At 62.5% G+C, this 18,199-nt stretch carries 15 protein-coding genes and 1 tRNA gene; 4 read left to right on the top strand and 12 right to left on the bottom strand.

Annotated elements, in window-relative coordinates; translation table 11 throughout:
* Positions 1-38: 38 nt before the first annotated feature.
* The 4 genes from ACR64R_RS07835 (at position 39) to ACR64R_RS07820 (ending at position 2,263) form a co-directional block, all read left to right on the top strand.
* Complete coding sequence (locus ACR64R_RS07835) at positions 39-332, top strand: hypothetical protein (protein WP_487361102.1); 294 nt, start codon at positions 39-41, stop codon at positions 330-332.
* Between the two features lie 30 nt (positions 333-362).
* Complete coding sequence (locus ACR64R_RS07830; RefSeq protein WP_487361101.1) at positions 363-644, top strand: transcriptional regulator; 282 nt, start codon at positions 363-365, stop codon at positions 642-644.
* Between the two features lie 80 nt (positions 645-724).
* A complete protein-coding gene (locus ACR64R_RS07825; protein ID WP_487361100.1) occupies positions 725-1,654 on the top strand; it encodes a Gfo/Idh/MocA family protein in 930 nt (309 codons plus the stop codon).
* Positions 1,655-1,753: 99 nt separating this feature from the next.
* Positions 1,754-2,263, top strand: coding sequence for a hypothetical protein (locus ACR64R_RS07820; protein ID WP_487361099.1), 510 nt, complete (start codon positions 1,754-1,756; stop codon positions 2,261-2,263).
* Positions 2,264-2,305: 42 nt separating this feature from the next.
* Here ACR64R_RS07820 and ACR64R_RS07815 read toward each other — a convergent pair whose 3' ends face one another.
* The 12 genes from ACR64R_RS07815 to ACR64R_RS07760 form a co-directional block, all read right to left on the bottom strand.
* Entirely contained in the window at positions 2,306-2,971 is a 666-nt protein-coding gene (locus ACR64R_RS07815; protein WP_487361098.1) for an O-methyltransferase, read from the bottom strand.
* A 78-nt stretch (positions 2,972-3,049) separates the two neighbouring features.
* Positions 3,050-7,246, bottom strand: coding sequence for a DNA-directed RNA polymerase subunit beta' (gene rpoC, locus ACR64R_RS07810; protein ID WP_487361097.1), 4,197 nt, complete (start codon positions 7,244-7,246; stop codon positions 3,050-3,052).
* Positions 7,247-7,380: 134 nt separating this feature from the next.
* Positions 7,381-11,517: a DNA-directed RNA polymerase subunit beta gene (gene rpoB, locus ACR64R_RS07805; RefSeq protein ID WP_487361096.1), complete on the bottom strand. Its 4,137-nt coding sequence runs from the start codon at positions 11,515-11,517 to the stop codon at positions 7,381-7,383.
* A 260-nt stretch (positions 11,518-11,777) separates the two neighbouring features.
* Positions 11,778-12,158 carry a 50S ribosomal protein L7/L12 gene (rplL, locus tag ACR64R_RS07800; RefSeq protein WP_040983055.1) on the bottom strand — a complete coding sequence of 127 codons (381 nt, stop codon included), beginning with the start codon at positions 12,156-12,158 and terminating at the stop codon, positions 11,778-11,780.
* A 54-nt stretch (positions 12,159-12,212) separates the two neighbouring features.
* On the bottom strand, positions 12,213-12,731 hold the full coding sequence (gene rplJ, locus ACR64R_RS07795; RefSeq protein WP_126061036.1) for a 50S ribosomal protein L10: 519 nt from the start codon (positions 12,729-12,731) through the stop codon (positions 12,213-12,215).
* Between the two features lie 440 nt (positions 12,732-13,171).
* Positions 13,172-13,870, bottom strand: a complete 699-nt coding sequence (gene rplA / locus ACR64R_RS07790) for a 50S ribosomal protein L1 (protein ID WP_041010591.1) — start codon at positions 13,868-13,870, stop codon at positions 13,172-13,174.
* Positions 13,871-13,874: 4 nt separating this feature from the next.
* Entirely contained in the window at positions 13,875-14,303 is a 429-nt protein-coding gene (rplK, locus tag ACR64R_RS07785; RefSeq protein ID WP_042642146.1) for a 50S ribosomal protein L11, read from the bottom strand.
* Positions 14,304-14,492: 189 nt separating this feature from the next.
* The gene (gene nusG, locus ACR64R_RS07780; RefSeq protein WP_487361095.1) at positions 14,493-15,020 is read right to left on the bottom strand and encodes a transcription termination/antitermination protein NusG; all 528 of its coding nucleotides are present in this window, start codon (positions 15,018-15,020) and stop codon (positions 14,493-14,495) included.
* Positions 15,021-15,047: 27 nt separating this feature from the next.
* Positions 15,048-15,251 carry a preprotein translocase subunit SecE gene (gene secE, locus ACR64R_RS07775; protein WP_487361094.1) on the bottom strand — a complete coding sequence of 68 codons (204 nt, stop codon included), beginning with the start codon at positions 15,249-15,251 and terminating at the stop codon, positions 15,048-15,050.
* 349 nt (positions 15,252-15,600) lie between these two features.
* Positions 15,601-15,676, bottom strand: a tRNA-Trp gene (locus ACR64R_RS07770).
* Positions 15,677-15,832: 156 nt separating this feature from the next.
* Positions 15,833-16,309 carry a group II truncated hemoglobin gene (locus tag ACR64R_RS07765; RefSeq protein WP_487361093.1) on the bottom strand — a complete coding sequence of 159 codons (477 nt, stop codon included), beginning with the start codon at positions 16,307-16,309 and terminating at the stop codon, positions 15,833-15,835.
* Between the two features lie 92 nt (positions 16,310-16,401).
* Entirely contained in the window at positions 16,402-18,000 is a 1,599-nt protein-coding gene (locus ACR64R_RS07760) for a COG3904 family protein (protein WP_487361092.1), read from the bottom strand.
* Between the last annotated feature and the right edge of the window lie 199 nt (positions 18,001-18,199).

Below are 18,199 nucleotides of genomic sequence, written 5' to 3'. Positions count from 1 at the left end.
CTGCCCGAACAAATTGCAGAGGAAGCGGAAGCCGCTTCATGCGCGCCGGAAATGTCTTTTCGCTCGTAAAACGAACCCTGTTTGAGGCAAACTCCAAAGCGTGTCGCTCCGGACAGGAAAGCCTCACATCGGTTCTGACGTCGCGGCTTCTACTCGCAACCCCAGGGTCCGTCAACCCCGGCGAGGCAAATATTGCGCCCAACCCGAGGCTGGGCAGCCATGCGAAAAACGCATGTAATTTTCTTGCGTCTTTTTTCAAGAGCGAGGAAGAAAGTGACCGGCTTTGCGCTGTCCTGTACCCCGGCTTCGTGCAAAAAGGCGGCTTGAACTGAACAATCTCCGGGAAAACGAGGAATCAGCCCGTGAACGACAATGAAGAGCGCCCGGTCACCATCATCACCGGACGGGTCTGGAAGAAGAAGGGCGGCAAGCCGGAAGGCGTGCATGTGATGTTGGTCGCTCCCGACGATGATTCTGCCGTGCGCCGAGCGCTCGAATCGCTCGCCGCCGAAGGTTACGCCGAAGCCGAGCTCGACCAGATCGGCGACATGGATGGCGAGCCCGACGACGAACCGCATCTGTCAGCCTATCAGGGGGCGTTGGAGGGCGAGGTTTCGATCGTCACCTTCGAAGCGCCGATCTGAACAGCGGTCAGCACCTCACTTCCCAGACCCGCCGGACAACCCGTCTCGCCTAGACGCCTCTTTCATTCCCTGGAGTTCCCATGACCAGCAACACAATCAAGCTCGGCATCGTCGGCGTAGGAAAGATCGTCCGCGACCAGCACCTGCCTGCTGTCGCCAAGGACGCCAATTATCAGCTGGTCGCCGCAGCCAGCCGCAACGGCAAGGTCGACGGTATTGCCAACTACCCGACGATCGAGGCGATGCTTGCGGCTGAGCCCGGGCTTGAGGCGGTCTCGCTCTGCATGCCGCCGCAGTTCCGCTACGACGCCGCGCGCACCGCGCTGGAAGCAGGAAAGCATGTGTTCCTCGAAAAGCCGCCGGGCGCGACTGTGAGCGAGGTCGAGCACCTCAAGGCGCTGGGCGAAAAGAACGGGGTCTCCCTCTTCGCCAGCTGGCATTCGCGCTATGCGCCGGCGGTGGAAGCCGCGCGCGCTTTCCTCGCCTCGGCCAGACTGACTTCGGCCGCCATCAACTGGAAAGAAGACGTGCGCCGCTGGCACCCGAACCAGGAATGGATCTGGGAGCCGGGCGGCTTCGGTGTGTTCGATCCCGGCATCAACGCGTTGTCGATCGCCACCCACATCCTGCCGCCGATGTTCATCACCGAGGCCGTGCTCGATTTTCCGGAGAACCGCGCAGCACCGGTCGCCGCGCATGTCGCCTTCCGCACGTCGACCGGCCTGCCGGTGACGATGGAGCTCGACTGGTTGCAGACCGGCCCGCAGAGCTGGGACATCCTGGCTGAGACCGACCAGGGCAAGATGGTGCTGTCTGGTGGCGGCGCCAAGCTCGCCGTCGACGGCAAAGTCGTCCACGACGGACCGGAAGCCGAATATCCGATGCTTTACAAGCGCTTCGCCGACATCATTCGCGGCGGAACTTCCGATGTCGATCTCGCGCCGCTGCAGCACGTGGCTGACGCTTTCATGCTGGGCAAGCGCAACGTGGTCGAGGTGTTCTTCGACTGAGTTGAGACGGTCTGGCCGGTCGACATGATGAAAGGACAGACATCTGGCGTTTGAACCTTCCATCTTCGATGCTACCTTGCAGAGGCAAGGGAGAAGGAAATGGAACCGAGTGACATTGCGAAGCGTTCCGCCGGAAATTTCGCGATCTTTGCGGCTTGCGCCTTTGTCCTTTGGTTTTGGGCCGCGCTGATCAATTGGCTCGCGCAATTGGTGCGCCTGTCGACGCCCGATCATCTTACCAATGTGGCAACGGCTATCGCCCAATCTTCCACGCTCGAGGCGATCATCAGCATCTGGCTGCTGACGGCCGCGATCGCGATCGCCTTCCCGGCCATCTGGCGACCGCTGTCCACGACGACCACGCTAATGTTAGATGTCGGCTACGGCGTTCTCGGCGCCCTGACCGGATTCGGTCTCGCAATAGGACTGTTCGGCGGCGGCTGGCGCATCTTCCTTTGGGCGATCGTCTACAGCGCTGTGATTGCCGGTGGGTATATGCTTGTACGCAAATTCCTGCCCCTGTCCGAGATGCGCAGCTACGGCAACGGCCGGTGGATCCTGGCCGCTGTCCTGTTCCTGGCATCGCCACTGATATTGTTGTGGGGTTAGGTTTACGCCGCCTTGCAACAGCAGTGCCGGTGATGATCGGCCTCAATCCACGATCGCGATCGCAAATCCGTCATAACCCTTGGCTCCCACGGTCTGGATGGCCGTGCCGTCCAATCGCTTCTCGCCGCCGATGAAGGAGAACGCGGCGCGGGCACCCTCGACATTGGCATCGCCGCTATTGTGCTTCACCACGGCGCCGTCGCGGATGACGTTGTCGCAGACGATGACCGTGCCGGAGCGCGACAGCTTCATCGCCGAAGCCAGATAGTTCGGGTTGTTGGGTTTGTCGGCGTCGATGAAGATCAGGTCGAACGGACCGGCGTTCTCGTCAACCAGCGCGGCAAGCGATTGAAGCGCGGGACCGACCCGCAGATCGGTCTTGTCGGAAACCCCTGCCCGCTCGAAATTCGAACGCGCGACCTTGGCGTGGTGCGGATCGAGCTCCAGCGTCACGACCTTGCCGTCCTTCGGTAATCCCCTCGCCATCCAGATGGTCGAGTACCCGCCAAGCGTGCCGACCTCAAGCACCTTCTTCGCGCCACGGATGCGCACCAGCAGCGCCAGCAGCTTGCCCTGCGCGGCCGAGACGTCGATCGCCGGCAGGCCCTGATCGCGGTTGGCCTTGAGCACGGCATCCAGCACGGGATCCGCTTCGAAAAGAGAGGCAACGATATAGTCGTCGACAGCCGTCCAGGTCTTGCTGCTCATGTCTCTTCCTCTTTCGTGTAGCCAAAAATGCGAAAAGGGGCCGCGTGGGCCCCTCTTCCTATTCTCGTATCATACCGCTTACTGCGCGGCGCTGATCATGTCGGTCAGCATGGGCTCGGCAACCTCGACACCTGAGGCCTTGCGGCGCTCATCGATGATGAGCTCGTCGCGCGAGGTGGCGATGCGCCTGATCTGGCTCATCGTGCCGCCCGTGCCGGCCGGGATCAGACGGCCGACGATGACGTTTTCCTTCAGGCCCTGCAGCATGTCGGTCTTGCCGGCAACTGCCGCCTCGGTAAGCACCCTGGTCGTCTCCTGGAAGGAGGCGGCCGAGATGAACGACGGCGTCTGCAGCGAGGCCTTGGTGATGCCCAGCAGCACCGGCTGACCTTCGGCCGGCTTCTTGCCGTCCTCGATCAGTCGCTCGTTGACCTCTTCCAGCTCGATCACGTCGACGTGGTCGCCCGGGATGTAGGTCGAGTCGCCCTGGACGGTGATCTCGACCTTCTGCAGCATCTGGCGAACGATCACTTCGATGTGCTTGTCGTTGATCGACACGCCCTGCAGACGGTAGACCTCCTGGATTTCGTTGACGAGATAGGAGGCAAGAGCCTCCACGCCCTTGATCGCCAGGATGTCGTGCGGGGCCGGATTGCCGTCGAGGATGTAGTCGCCCTTCTCGATGACGTCGCCGTCCTGAAGATGGAACGGCTTGCCCTTCGGGATCAGGTACTCCACCGGCTCAAGCGTCGAGTCATGCGGCTCGATGATGATGCGGCGCTTGTTCTTGTAGTCGCGGCCGAAGCGGATCGTGCCATCGATCTCGGCGATGATGGCGTGATCCTTCGGACGGCGAGCCTCGAACAGTTCCGCAACGCGCGGCAGACCACCGGTGATGTCCTTGGTCTTGGCGCTTTCCATCGGGATACGCGCCAGCACGTCGCCAGGCTTCACATGGGCGCCCGGCTCGACCGAGAGGATGGCCTCGACCGAGAGCAGGAAACGCGCATCGCCGCCCTTCGACAGCTTGCCGACCTTGCCCTTGGCGTCCTGGATGACGATCGCGGGCTTCAGGTCGCTGCCGCGCGGCGTCGAACGCCAGTCGATGACCTCGCGCTTGGTGATGCCGGTAAACTCGTCGGCCGTCTCCTGGACGGAGATGCCGTCGACCAGATCCTCGAACGCCACGCGACCCTCGATTTCGGTGAGGATCGGGCGGGTATAGGGATCCCACTCGGCGATACGCTGGCCGCGCTTCACCTTATCGCCATCGTCCACGAAGATGCGCGAACCATAGGCGACACGGTGCGTGGCGCGCTCCTTGCCGGTCTCATCGAGGATGAGAACCGCCATGTTGCGGCCCATGACCATCTGCTGGCCTTCCGAGTTGCGCACCACGTTGCGGTTGCGGATCTGAACCTTGCCCTCATAGGAGGCTTCAAGGAACGAGCTGTCCACCACCTGCGCCGTGCCGCCCATGTGGAAGGTACGCATGGTGAGCTGGGTGCCCGGCTCGCCGATCGACTGCGCCGCGATGACGCCGACGGCCTCGCCCTGATTGACAGGGGTGCCGCGGGCCAGGTCGCGACCGTAGCAGACGGCGCACACGCCGGTCCTGACCTCGCAGGTCAGCGCCGAGCGGATGCGGACCGACTGCACGCCGGCCTTTTCGATCTGCTCCACATCGCGCTCGTCCATCAGCGTGCCGGCCTTGACCAGCAGATCGCCGGTCACCGGATGGTTGATGTCGTCGAGCGCGGTGCGGCCCAGCACGCGCTGGCCGACCGATGCCACAACCTGACCTGCATCGACGATCGGCTGCATGGTGAGGCCCTTGTCGGTGCCGCAATCCACGGAGTTGACGATGCAGTCCTGCGCCACGTCGACGAGACGGCGGGTCAGGTAACCCGAGTTCGCCGTCTTCAAGGCGGTGTCGGCCAGACCCTTGCGGGCGCCGTGGGTCGAGTTGAAGTACTCGAGCACGGTCAGGCCTTCCTTGAAGTTCGAGATGATCGGCGTCTCGATGATTTCACCCGACGGCTTGGCCATAAGGCCGCGCATGCCGGCGAGCTGACGCATCTGGGTGGGCGAACCGCGCGCACCCGAATGCGACATCATGTAGATCGAGTTCATCGGCTTCTGGCGGCCGTTGTCCTCGAATTCCACCGCCTTGATACGCGCCATCATCTCGTCGGCGACCTTTTCCGAGCACTTGGCCCAGGCGTCGACGACCTTGTTGTACTTTTCGCCCTGGGTGATCAGGCCGTCATTGTACTGCTGCTCGTATTCCTTGGCCAAAGCCTCGGTGTCGGAAACCAGCTTCAGCTTGCTGTCCGGGATCAGCATGTCGTCCTTGCCGAACGAAATGCCGGCACGGCAGGCATGGGCAAAGCCGAGCGCCATGATGCGATCGCAGAAGATGACCGTCTCTTTCTGACCGCAGTGGCGGTAGACGGTGTCGATCATCTTGGAGATGTTCTTCTTGGTCATCTCCTGGTTGGCGGTCTCATAGGGCACGTTGACGTTCTTCGGCAGAAGTTCGCCGATGATCATGCGGCCAGGCGTGGTGTCGTAGATCTTCGACACGACGTTGCCTTCGGCATCGACAGTCCGGAAGCGGCCTTTGATCTTGGCATGCAGCGTCACGGCCTTGGTCTCCAGCGCATGCTGAAGCTCGCCCATGTCGGCAAATATCATGCCTTCGCCCGGCTCGTTCTGGTTGACGATCGAGAGATAGTAGAGACCGAGAACCATGTCTTGCGATGGCACGATGATCGGCGCGCCGGAGGCCGGGTGCAGGATGTTGTTGGTCGACATCATCAGCACGCGCGCCTCGAGCTGCGCTTCCAGGGACAGCGGCACGTGGACCGCCATCTGGTCGCCGTCGAAGTCGGCGTTGAAGGCGGTGCAGACCAGCGGATGCAACTGGATCGCCTTGCCTTCGATCAGGGTCGGCTCGAACGCCTGGATACCGAGGCGGTGCAGCGTCGGCGCGCGGTTCAGGAGCACAGGGTGCTCGCGGATCACCTCGTCCAGGATATCCCAGACTTCCGGACGCTCCTTCTCGACCAGCTTCTTCGCCTGCTTGACGGTCGAGGAGAAACCCTTGGCGTCGAGGCGGGCGTAGATGAACGGCTTGAAGAGCTCCAGCGCCATCTTCTTCGGCAGGCCGCACTGATGCAGCTTCAGCTCCGGACCGGTCACGATGACCGAGCGGCCGGAATAGTCGACGCGCTTGCCGAGCAGGTTCTGGCGGAACCGGCCCTGCTTGCCCTTGAGCATGTCGGACAGCGACTTCAGCGGGCGCTTGTTGGCGCCGGTGATGACGCGGCCGCGACGGCCATTGTCGAACAACGCGTCGACGGCTTCCTGCAACATGCGCTTTTCGTTGCGCACGATGATGCCGGGCGCGCGCAACTCGATCAGCCGCTTCAGGCGGTTGTTGCGGTTGATGACACGGCGATAGAGGTCGTTGAGGTCGGATGTGGCGAAACGGCCGCCGTCCAGCGGGACAAGCGGGCGCAGGTCCGGCGGGATCACCGGAACCACTTTCATGATCATCCATTCCGGACGGTTGCCGGACTCCATGAAGTTCTCAACGACCTTGAGCCGCTTCAGATACTTCTTCTGCTTGAGCTCGGACGTGGTCGAAGCCAGCTCCGAACGCAGGTCGCCGGCGATCTTCTCCAGATCCATGCCGGCCAGAAGGTCGTGAATGGCCTCTGCGCCGATCATGGCGGTGAAGGAATCCTCGCCATATTCGTCGACGGCAAGCATGTACTCTTCCTCGCTGAGGAGCTGGTTCTCCTTCAGCGCGGTGAGGCCCGGCTCGGTGACGATATAGTTCTCGAAGTAAAGCACACGCTCGATGTCCTTGAGCGTCATGTCGAGCAGCGTGCCGATGCGCGAGGGCAGCGACTTCAGGAACCAGATATGGGCGACGGGCGCGGCGAGCTCGATATGGCCCATGCGCTCGCGGCGAACGCGCGACAGCGTGACTTCGACGCCGCACTTTTCGCAGATGACGCCCTTGTACTTCATGCGCTTGTACTTGCCGCACAAGCACTCATAGTCCTTGATCGGGCCAAAAATGCGCGCGCAGAACAGGCCGTCACGCTCCGGCTTGAAGGTGCGGTAGTTGATGGTCTCCGGCTTCTTGATCTCGCCGAATGACCAGGACAGAATCTTCTCTGGGCTGGCAAGCGAGATCCGGATGGAATCGAACACCTGCGCAGGGGCCTGCGGGTTGAAGAGATTCATGACCTCTTGGTTCATGCCGTTCTCCTTTTCGGGGTCCTCGATAACCCCTTCAATCGATCGCGGACGAAATGTCCGCAGACTGGCCGGTCAAACCGGCCGTAGATTTCGAAGAGCGCGCCGCGTCTTCAAAGCGCGGCGCGCCATGGCCGTTACTCGGCTGCGTCGGGCAGGCGCGTCGGGGCCTCCTCGACCTGGGTGTTTTCCAGTTCGACATTGAGACCCAGCGAACGCATTTCCTTGACGAGAACGTTGAAGCTCTCCGGAATGCCCGCCTCGAACGTGTCGTCGCCGCGTACGATCGCCTCGTAGACCTTGGTGCGGCCGGCTACGTCGTCCGACTTCACCGTCAGCATTTCCTGCAGCGTGTAGGCGGCGCCGTAGGCTTCGAGCGCCCAGACCTCCATTTCGCCGAAGCGCTGGCCGCCGAACTGCGCCTTGCCGCCGAGCGGCTGCTGGGTGACGAGCGAGTACGGACCGATCGAACGCGCGTGGATCTTGTCGTCCACCAGGTGATGCAGCTTGAGCATGTAGATGTAGCCCATCGTCACCTTGCGATCGAACGGCTCGCCGGTGCGGCCGTCATAGAGCTGCGACTGACCGCTGGTGTGCAGGCCTGCCTGCTCCAGCATGGTGTTGATGTCGGCCTCGTGCGCGCCGTCGAACACCGGTGTCGCGATGGAGACGCCGCGGCGCATCTGCTCGCTCAGGCGAACGATGCTCTCGTCGTCATACTCGCGGATCGGTTCGTTGCGGTCGTTGGCCGGCATGAAGCTTTCCAGCGTCTTGCGCAGAGGCTTGATGTCGCCGCCGCTCTTGTACGCGTCGATCAGCTCGCCGATCTTCCTGCCCATGCCGGCGCAAGCCCATCCCAGATGCGTTTCCAGGATCTGGCCGACATTCATGCGGCTCGGCACACCCAGCGGGTTGAGCACGATATCGGCATGCGTGCCGTCCTCGAGGAAAGGCATGTCCTCGACCGGAACGATGCGCGACACGACACCCTTGTTGCCGTGACGGCCGGCCATCTTGTCGCCAGGCTGCATCTTGCGCTTCACCGCCACGAAGACCTTGACCATCTTCATGACGCCCGGAGGCATTTCGTCGCCGCGCTGCACCTTCTCGACCTTGTCCATGAAGCGCTGCTCAAGCGCCTTCTTGGACTCGTCATACTGCCCGCGCAGAGCCTCGAGCTCGCCCTGGAGCTTCTCGTTCTCCACGGCGAACTGCCACCACTGCGAACGCGGATACTCGTCGAGCGTGTCCTTCGACAGCTTCGAGCCCTTCTTGAAGCCCTTCGGCCCTGCGATCGCTTCCTTGCCGACCAGCATGTCGGAAAGACGCGCATAGACGTTGCGGTCCAGGATCGCCTGCTCGTCGTCGCGGTCCTTGGCGAGACGCTCGATCTCCTCGCGTTCGATCGCCATGGCGCGCTCGTCCTTCTCCACGCCGTGGCGGTTGAAGACGCGCACTTCGACGACCGTGCCGAAGGTGCCCGGAGGCATGCGCATGGAGGTGTCGCGGACGTCCGAGGCCTTTTCGCCGAAGATGGCGCGCAGAAGCTTTTCTTCCGGGGTCATGGGGCTTTCGCCCTTCGGCGTGATCTTGCCGACCAGGATATCGCCCGGCTGCACCTCGGCACCGATATAGACGATGCCAGCCTCGTCAAGGTTCTTCAGCGCCTCTTCCGAAACGTTCGGAATGTCGCGCGTGATTTCCTCCGGCCCGAGCTTGGTGTCGCGTGCCATGACCTCGAACTCCTCGATATGGATCGAGGTGAAGACGTCGTCGGCCACGATGCGCTCGGAGAGCAGGATCGAGTCCTCGTAGTTGTAGCCGTTCCACGGCATGAACGCGACCAGCACGTTGCGGCCGAGCGCCAGATCGCCGAGCTCGGTCGACGGACCGTCGGCAATGATGTCGCCCTTGTTGACGCGGTCGCCCATGCGCACCAGCGGACGCTGGTTGATGCAGGTGTTCTGGTTCGAACGCTGGAACTTCATCAGGCGGTAGATGTCAACGCCGGACTTGCCCGGATCGAGGTCTTCCGTGGCGCGGATGACGATACGGGTCGCATCCACCTGGTCGACCACGCCTCCGCGGCGGGCGCCGATGGCGGCGCCCGAGTCACGGGCGACGATCGGCTCCATGCCGGTCCCGACGAACGGCGCCTCGGCCCGCACCAGCGGCACGGCCTGACGCTGCATGTTCGAGCCCATCAGCGCGCGGTTGGCGTCGTCGTTCTCGAGGAACGGGATGAGCGCCGCCGCGACCGACACCATCTGCTTCGGCGAGACGTCCATCAGGTCGACGTTTTCGCGCGGCGCCATCATCACTTCGCCGGCGTTACGGCAAATGACGAACTCGTCGACGAAGCTGCCGTTCTTGTCGAGCTCGGCGTTGGCCTGCGCGACATAGTGCTTGGCCTCTTCCATCGCCGACAGGTAGACGACCTCGTTGGTCAGCTTGCCGCCCACGATCTTGCGATACGGGCTTTCGATGAAGCCGTACTTGTTGACGCGCGCGAAGGTTGCCAGCGAGTTGATCAGACCAATATTCGGGCCTTCCGGAGTCTCGATCGGGCAGATGCGGCCATAATGCGTCGGGTGCACGTCGCGGACCTCGAAGCCCGCGCGCTCGCGGGTCAGACCGCCCGGTCCGAGCGCCGACAGGCGGCGCTTGTGGGTGATCTCCGACAGCGGGTTGGTCTGGTCCATGAACTGCGACAGCTGCGAGGAACCGAAGAACTCGCGCACGGCGGCGGCCGCCGGCTTGGCGTTGATCAGATCCTGCGGCATGACCGTATCGATCTCGATCGAGGACATACGTTCCTTGATCGCGCGCTCCATGCGCAGCAGGCCGACGCGGTACTGGTTCTCCATGAGCTCGCCGACCGAACGCACGCGGCGGTTGCCGAGATTGTCGATGTCGTCGATCTCGCCCTTGCCGTCGCGCAGCTCGACCAGCGTCTTGACCACGGCCAGGATGTCTTCCTTGCGCAGCACACGCACGGTGTCCTCGGCCTTGAGCTCGAGGCGCATGTTCATCTTGACGCGGCCGACGGCCGACAGGTCGTAGCGCTCGCTGTCGAAGAACAGCGAGTTGAACATGGCTTCGGCGGTCTCCAGCGTCGGCGGCTCGCCCGGGCGCATGACGCGGTAGATGTCGAACAGCGCGTCCTGGCGGCTCTCGTTCTTGTCGACGGCCAAGGTGTTGCGGATGTAGGCGCCGACATTGACGTGGTCGATGTCCAGGATCTGGATCTCGTCCTCGCCGGTGCCGAGCAGAACCTTCAGCGTCTTGTCGTCGATCTCATCGCCGGCTTCGAGGAAGATCTTGCCGGTGGCGTAGTTGACGATGTCCTCGGCGAGATAGTTGCCGAGCAGGTCCTCGTCGGTCGCCTTGATGGCCTTGAGACCCTTCTCGCCAAGCTGGCGAGCCTGGCGGGCGGTGATCTTCTTGCCGGCCTCGACGACGATCTCGCCAGTGTCGGCGTCGACCAGGTCGCCGACAGCCTTGAGGCCGCGGAACCGCTCGACGTTGAAGGGGATGCGCCAATGGTCGCCCGAGCGCTTGTAGGTGATCTTGTTGTAGAAGGTCGACAGGATCTCCTCGCCGTCCATGCCGAGCGCCATCAAGAGCGACGTCACCGGGATCTTGCGGCGGCGGTCGATGCGGGCGTGCACGACGTCCTTGCTATCGAACTCGATGTCGAGCCACGAACCGCGATAGGGGATGACGCGCGCGGCAAACAGGAGCTTGCCCGACGAGTGCGACTTGCCCTTGTCATGGTCGAAGAAGACGCCCGGCGAACGGTGCATCTGCGAGACGATGACGCGCTCGGTGCCGTTGACGATGAAGGTGCCGTTCGACGTCATGAGCGGCATGTCGCCCATGTAGACGTCCTGCTCCTTGATGTCCTTGATCGACTTCGCGCCCGTATCCTCGTCGATATCGAACACAATGAGGCGCAACGTCACCTTGAGCGGCGCTGCATAGGTCAGGTCGCGCTGACGGCACTCGTCAACGTCGAATTTCGGTGCCTCGAACTCATACTTCACGAACTCCAGCATCGAGGAGCCGGAAAAGTCGGAGATCGGGAAGACCGACTTGAAAACGGCCTGCAGCCCTTCATCCGGACGGCCGCCCTTGGGCTCGTCCACCATCAGGAACTGGTCATAGGATGCCTTCTGAACCTCGATGAGGTTCGGCATCTCCGCAACTTCCGGGATCTTACCGAAGAACTTGCGTACGCGTCTGCGGCCATTGAAAGTCTGGGTCTGGGCCATCGTCGCTCCTTAGCTCTAAACTCGGGACGAGCCTCGCCGCGGCTCGCCTTGCACCAAAGGGCGGCCTCGGCGGCTGCCCCGATTCTGTTTTCCCGGCCGCCCCTTCCGATGACTCGGCGGCTACCGGCTAAAACGGGAGAAAACCCGTTTCCGGAAGGCCGCTTGCGGCCCTCAGGAAAAAGGTTCTCGAACGCCTCGCGCAACGAACCCTCCCTTGCGAGGAAGGGGGCGGACGGCGCGAGACCGTCCGCCCTCGCCTGTTACTTCAGCTCGACCTTGGCGCCAGCCGCTTCCAGCTGAGCCTTGAACTTGTCGGCGTCGGCCTTGGAAACGCCTTCCTTGACCGGCTTCGGAGCCGCTTCGACCAGGTCCTTGGCTTCCTTGAGGCCAAGGCCGGTGATGGCGCGGACTTCCTTGATGACGTTGATCTTCTGGGCGCCGGCATCGGCGAGAACGACGTCGAATTCCGTCTTCTCTTCAGCCGGAGCAGCGGCAGCGGCGGCACCGCCGGCAGCGGCGGCAACAGCCACCGGAGCGGCGGCCGAAACGCCCCACTTCTCTTCCAGGAGCTTCGACAGCTCAGCCGCCTCGAGGACGGTCAACTTCGAAAGGTCGTCTACGATCTTCGCGAGATCAGCCATTTTGATATTCCTTTACTTGGTTCGAACGTGTGTTGTTGACAGCGAGGAACGGCCTCATGCCGCCTCGTCCTTCCGGGCGTAAGCGCCGATGACGCGCGCGACCGAAGCCGCAGGCGCATTGACGATCTGGGCGATCCGGGTTGCCGGCGTGGCGATCATGCCAACCAGCTTGGCGCGCAGCTCGTCGAGCGACGGCATCGTGGCGAGTGCCTTGACACCATCGGCGTTGAGCGAGGTCGAGCCCATCGCGCCGCCGAGAATGATCAACTTGTCATTCCCCTTGGCGAATTCGGACGCGACCTTCGGCGCCGCAATCGGATCCTCCGAATAAGCGACCAGCGTCTGTCCCTTGAACAGATCGATGATCGATGCGGAGTCCGTGCCCTGAAGAGCGATCTTGGCGAGACGGTTCTTCGCGACTTTGACGGTGCCGCCGGCAGCGCGCATCTTCGACCGCAGGTCGTTCATTTGCGCCACGGTGATACCGGCGTAGTGGGCCACGACGACTGAACCCGCGTTCGAGAACGCATCATTCAGGCCCGTGACGAGTTCGCGCTTTTCCGCTCTGTCCACTGCCTATCTCCAGTTGACCCCTGCCTCATTTTCGAGGTCAGAAGTCGGGTTGCCTTTTGCCGGCCGGGCCATCCAAATCCTGGATCTCCCGAACGGCGCTCGAGGATCCTGCCCCCTTTTCGCCACACCGTCGGCAAGCCGGCGATGTGCTGACAAAAGGCAAACACGGTTCGAACCTTTCATTGGAGCACCTGCTCCATTGTCGGGTCTTCACCCGTCTCATGCAGGCCCACATGAATTAAGGCCCCCATCCTCAAACTAAGACTCGGGCCGCCTGCAATCTCGGACAGGATATCCGGAAACCTTTCAGCTTCCGGGTTACCGGACCGCCAACGGATCGGCGGTCCGGAATTCTCTGTGGAGCATGACCTTTACCGAACACCGGTTCCCGCTGTTCGGGATCATGCTCCAACGACCGGCCTCAGCCGGTCAGGCGACACTTACGACGCGGCGAGCGTCGCGATGTCGAGCTTGAGGCCGGGGCCCATCGTCGAGGTGACCGACACCTTCTTGACGTAGTTGCCCTTGGCGCCCGCAGGCTTGGCCTTGTTCACCGCGTCGGCGAAGGCGCGGACATTCTCTTCCAGCGCCTTGACATCGAACGAGACCTTGCCGACGCCGGCCTGGACAATGCCGGCCTTCTCGACGCGGAACTCGACGGCGCCGCCCTTCGAAGCCTTGACGGCCGCGGCCACATCGGTGGTCACGGTGCCGACCTTCGGGTTCGGCATCATGCCGCGCGGGCCAAGCACCTTACCCAGACGGCCGACCAGCGGCATCATGTCCGGGGTGGCGATGCAGCGATCGAAATCGATCGTGCCCTTCTGGACGATCTCGACCAAGTCTTCGGCGCCAACGATATCGGCGCCGGCGGCTTTGGCTTCCTCGGCCTTGTCGCCACGGGCGAATACCGCGACGCGCACCGAGCGGCCGGTGCCGTTCGGCAGGTTGACAACGCCGCGGACCATCTGGTCGGCATGGCGCGGATCGACGCCTAGATTCATCGAGACCTCGACGGTCTCGTCGAACTTCACCTTGGACCGGTCCTTGAGCAGCTGCAGCGCCTCGGAGAGGGCGTAAGCCTTGTTCGGATCGATGCCTTCGCGGCTCTTGGCAACACGCTTTGCAATCTTTGCCATGATCTTAGCCCACCACTTCCAGGCCCATCGAGCGGGCGGAGCCCTCAACCATGCGCATGGCCGCCTCGACGTCGTTTGCGTTCAGGTCCTTCATCTTCTGCTCGGCGATCGCGCGTACCTTGTCGCGGCTGATCGTGCCAACCTTGGTCTTGCCCGGCTCCTTGGAGCCCGACTTCAGGTTGGCGGCCTTCTTCAGGAAGTAGCTCACCGGCGGCGTCTTCATGACGAAGGTGAACGACTTGTCCTGGTAGTAGGTGATGACGACCGGGATCGGCGATCCCTTCTCGAGCTCCTGGGTCTGCGCGTTGAACGCCTTGCAGAACTCCATGATATTGATGCCGCGCTGACCAAGCGCCGGGCCGATCGGGGGCGACGGCGTGGCCGAGCCCGCGGCAACCTGGAGCTTGAGCTGGCCTGCAACTTTCTTAGCCATCTCTATTCCTGCCTTTTCTCATGCCGGCCCCATTTTCGGGCAATGCCGGCGGTTGCAGTCTGGTGGTGCGGTTCCAACGGCCGGCTGTGCCGTCTTCGCCTCCCACCCGTTCATGCGGCGTCTTTCGCGCCGCCTTCCCGACACCTTGCGGCGCGGGTATGCCAACGCCTTTCGGCGCGGCTTTACGGATCAGCCCTTTTCGACCTGTCCGAATTCGAGATCGACGGGCACGGCGCGCCCGAAGATCGAAACCTCCACCTTGAGGCGGGCGCGCTCCTCGTCCACTTCCTGGACGACGCCGTTGAACGACGCAAAGGGACCGTCCGAAACGCGGACTGCCTCGCCGATCTCGAAGGTGACCGAAGGCTTCGGCCGCTCGACGCCTTCCTGGACCTGGTTCAGGATGCGCTGCGCCTCGGTCTCGGTGATCGGCACGGGCTTTGAATCGCCCAGGAAGCCGGTGACCTTCGGGGTGTTCTTGACCAGCGAGAACACGGCATCGGTCAGGTTGGCCTTAAGCAGCACGTAGCCCGGGAAGAACTTGCGCTCGGCATCGACCTTGCGGCCGCGGCGAATCTCGACGACCTTCTCGGTCGGCACCACGATCTGCTCGATGTCGCCGGACAGGCCCTTCTGCTTGGCCTTGTTCTCGATGTCCTCGGCGACCTTCTTCTCGAAGTTCGAATAGGCGTGGACGATATACCACCGCGCAGTCATTTCACGACCTCTCCGTAAACCGCCGAATTAATGCCCGAGACCCAGGATCGCCTCGATCGCATAGCCCATCAGAATGTCGGCTGCGAAGAAGAAGAGCATCGCGATCACCGCAAACACCAGGACCATCACGGTCGAGATCATGGTTTCGCGCCGCGAAGGCCATGTCACCTTTGCCGTCTCCGCGCGGACCTGCTGGAGAAAGGTAAAGGGATTAGTGGTTTTCGAAGCCATGTGCCGCCTGTTTTCAAGACCCGTTGGCCGGGCCTCCTGGATGATCCCGCTGGCCGGGACGTACCGCTTGGGCTCATGCGACACCGAATCAGTGCCGCCATTTCACCCACGCAAATCAGACGCGTAAAGCCGGCTTCCCAGCTCCACGCGTCGCGTGTCTGTTCAGTCTACATAAAACCGATTCTTAATCCACGCAAGTGGCAAGCGCCCGCTTTATGTCTCAACGCCGCCTCGGAACCATCCAGTCGTCCCGTCCCGGCTATACGGCGCTTATGCGCCAATTTCCCTTAAATGGCAAGCCATCCGCCAATTTTCAACGCAACGGTTTCTGATTGGTCATTTTGGATAATGGCACGGGCAGCAGGGCTCGAACCTACGACCTGCGGTTTTGGAGACCGCCGCTCTACCAACTGAGCTATGCCCGTGCATGCGCTTGATCAGCGCAGGCGCTTCCTAAAAGCTTCCGGGCACTCTGTAAAGAGCGCTCAGCAGGGGTTTTAGAACCTTTGCCGGAAATCTGGATTCCATTTGCCGCCGGCGATGGACCGCGCCCGCAAGCGGCGCGCCGCCCCCTAAGACTTTCAGGCTGGTGGCTTATAAGGTCCGCCGGGCGGGCCCCAGCCCCAGGCCGGCATCGGCTCGGTCTCGGGATCGCAAGTCTCGCCGAGAGTCGAGTTCATCTTCGCCAGTCGCGATCCCCATTCGATATAGCCCATGAAGGCGGAGCGGAACTCGGGATCATCCGGCAAGCCGACCTCGTCCGCCGCATCGGCAAGAAGATTGATCCAGACGCGGCGCTGTTCCTCGGTCAAATGCTTGCCGAGGTGATGCATCACCATTTCACGATGACCGCCATGACTCTCGCTGTAGGTCTTCGGACCGCCGAAGACCTCGCCGATGAAGGCGGCGACATGAGCCGGATGGTCCGGTGACATGGTGATGAAAACGGGGCCGACGATCGGATCCTGGCCCACTTTTTCGTAGAAAGCGCGCGTGAGCCTGTTGAGCGCCTCGCCGCCTCCGGCCCACTGGTACAAAGTCGAGATTTCCGCGCTCATCGCCGTTCCTCCGTTCCGCAAATCGTGCGAGGAGGATAGCGGCAGCGCCCTGCCCGCCTCAACCTGGCTCGATGGCCAGTGCGGGTCTTGCGCTAGAGCTTGGCCGGCGCCTCGGCCTCTGCATTGGTGGCTGGCAGCGCTCGGCAATTGTCCGGTTTCGGCGATGATTTGCAGATGGTCGCTCCCGTCAGCGCATCCACCGATTGCGGGCCGGTCGTGAGCCCGAACGCGTGCAGTTCGTCCTGGCTGAGTTCGCGGTGCCTGGCATATTTCGCCGACTGCATGGCGACGAAAAGGCCCGAGCCGATCGCCATCTCGTCGAGATATGCCCTAACCTTCTCTTCCATGCCCATGGAATGCACCAGCAAATGCCCGTCGGCGCCGACGAGGCGTCTGGCGCCGCCGGCGATCATCACCGCGCAGGCGGCGTCGCATTGGGCGCCTGCATCGATGGTGAGGCCGCTGTGGAGGCCGTCGGTTGCTTCGCACCCCGCGGTGCCCGGATCGCAATCCAGGAAATCCGTTCGGGCGACCGCGACATCCAATCCACGTTGGCGGATCAGGCGACCTGCGGCAAGGGCCGCCTGAACATCGCCACCTGGCGAGTTGATGACCAGGGGCAGCCCGCGCACACCGACCGTATCGAGCATCTGCCGCAGCTTGTCGGCTGTGCCTGCGACGATCGTGCCTTCCGCCGATATCCATTCCGGACAGTCGGGATTGCAGACCGGATTGCTGCCGCGAACGACAACGAAGCGCATCTCCTGTTCCTGGATCTGTGGCCCAGGCACCTGGATCGGTGCAGTGCGGGCAGACCCGGGATAGACAGCCGCAACTTCGGCCGGCTTGGCGTTCGAGGGTATCTCGCGGCAGTTCGCCGGCATGGGATTGCGCCGGCACATGGTCTTTTCGGTCAGCAAATCGAGCGAATCGAGGCTGGTGACGAGCTTCATCTCCAGCATGTTCTCAGGCTCGATCTGCCTGATGTCGCTGGCGGGCGTCGCCTTCATCGCATCCAGCACGCCCTGTTCCACGCCCATCTCCTTCAGATAGGCCGACAGCCGCTTCTCGACCGCCTTGCTCATCTCATAGGTCTTGTAGCTGCCCGCTTTCTTGCGGCTGACGATCGTGGTGCTGATGACCTTCTTCCTGCCGTTCACGACACGGTAGGTCGTGCGGTAGAGCAGCTTCTCGCGCTGGTACGTGGTGGTGATCTGATGGACGCCGAGATAGGCCCATTCGCCGACGACGCGGCGAATGCCACCGGCAAACATCAGCGGGCAGGCCGAATTGCACATCGCGCCGCTGTCATAAGCGGCACCGGAATAGGGCTCGCTCTTGCCGTCATTGTCCCTGCAATTCTTCATCCCCGGCGAACAGCCGGAAAATTCCGTAATCCCGACCGCGATATCGAGCTTGTTCTTGCGGATGATGCGGCCAAGCTGCAGCGCGGCGTCGACATTGCGGCCGGGCGAATTGACGATGATCGGCAACTGTCTTCCGCCGAGCGTCTTCAACAGGCGCTTGAGCATCGCAGGCGATCCGGCCTCGATTGTGCCTTCGGCGGAAATCCATTCCGGGCAATTCGGCTCGCAGTCCGGCGCGCTGCTCCTCACGACGGCGAAGCGCATCGTCGGACCGTAGTCAGGCGGATTCTCCTTTGCAGCGGCGCCGAAGGCGGCCAGCGCCATGGCGATGGCCAGCCCTAACCGGACCAGCTCGTACCGCCACAAAACGACTTTTGAACGAAACGCCGAAACCACGCCTGGCAAGTCCTCGAGTGCAACCCATACTAGTTGCGGCAATGATGGTTGCAACAGATTTGAGAGAGGGCCCACCTTGTCAGTCTGCCGGGTGCAGCAGCTCCATGGGTCAAACGCTCGCTGGGAA

The sequence above is a fragment of the Mesorhizobium sp. MC2-1-1 genome (assembly GCF_057597255.1).
The sequence above is the reverse complement of the archived record's forward strand: the minus strand, read 5'-3'. Positions and strand labels throughout refer to the sequence as shown.

What these genes read in the sequence shown, in the direction of transcription:
- rplK (WP_042642146.1), bottom strand. Translation starts at nt 14,303, where the DNA reads ATGGCTAAGAAAGTTGCAGGCCAGCTCAAGCTCCAGGTTGCCGCGGGC.
- ACR64R_RS07815 (WP_487361098.1), bottom strand. Translation starts at nt 2,971, where the DNA reads ATGAGCAGCAAGACCTGGACGGCTGTCGACGACTATATCGTTGCCTCT.
- ACR64R_RS07825 (WP_487361100.1), top strand. Translation starts at nt 725, where the DNA reads ATGACCAGCAACACAATCAAGCTCGGCATCGTCGGCGTAGGAAAGATC.
- ACR64R_RS07760 (WP_487361092.1), bottom strand. Translation starts at nt 18,000, where the DNA reads ATGGCGCTGGCCGCCTTCGGCGCCGCTGCAAAGGAGAATCCGCCTGAC.
- rplA (WP_041010591.1), bottom strand. Translation starts at nt 13,870, where the DNA reads ATGGCAAAGATTGCAAAGCGTGTTGCCAAGAGCCGCGAAGGCATCGAT.
- ACR64R_RS07835 (WP_487361102.1), top strand. Translation starts at nt 39, where the DNA reads ATGCGCGCCGGAAATGTCTTTTCGCTCGTAAAACGAACCCTGTTTGAG.
- rpoC (WP_487361097.1), bottom strand. Translation starts at nt 7,246, where the DNA reads ATGAACCAAGAGGTCATGAATCTCTTCAACCCGCAGGCCCCTGCGCAG.
- nusG (WP_487361095.1), bottom strand. Translation starts at nt 15,020, where the DNA reads ATGACTGCGCGGTGGTATATCGTCCACGCCTATTCGAACTTCGAGAAG.
- ACR64R_RS07765 (WP_487361093.1), bottom strand. Translation starts at nt 16,309, where the DNA reads ATGAGCGCGGAAATCTCGACTTTGTACCAGTGGGCCGGAGGCGGCGAG.
- ACR64R_RS07820 (WP_487361099.1), top strand. Translation starts at nt 1,754, where the DNA reads ATGGAACCGAGTGACATTGCGAAGCGTTCCGCCGGAAATTTCGCGATC.
- rpoB (WP_487361096.1), bottom strand. Translation starts at nt 11,517, where the DNA reads ATGGCCCAGACCCAGACTTTCAATGGCCGCAGACGCGTACGCAAGTTC.
- rplL (WP_040983055.1), bottom strand. Translation starts at nt 12,158, where the DNA reads ATGGCTGATCTCGCGAAGATCGTAGACGACCTTTCGAAGTTGACCGTC.
- secE (WP_487361094.1), bottom strand. Translation starts at nt 15,251, where the DNA reads ATGGCTTCGAAAACCACTAATCCCTTTACCTTTCTCCAGCAGGTCCGC.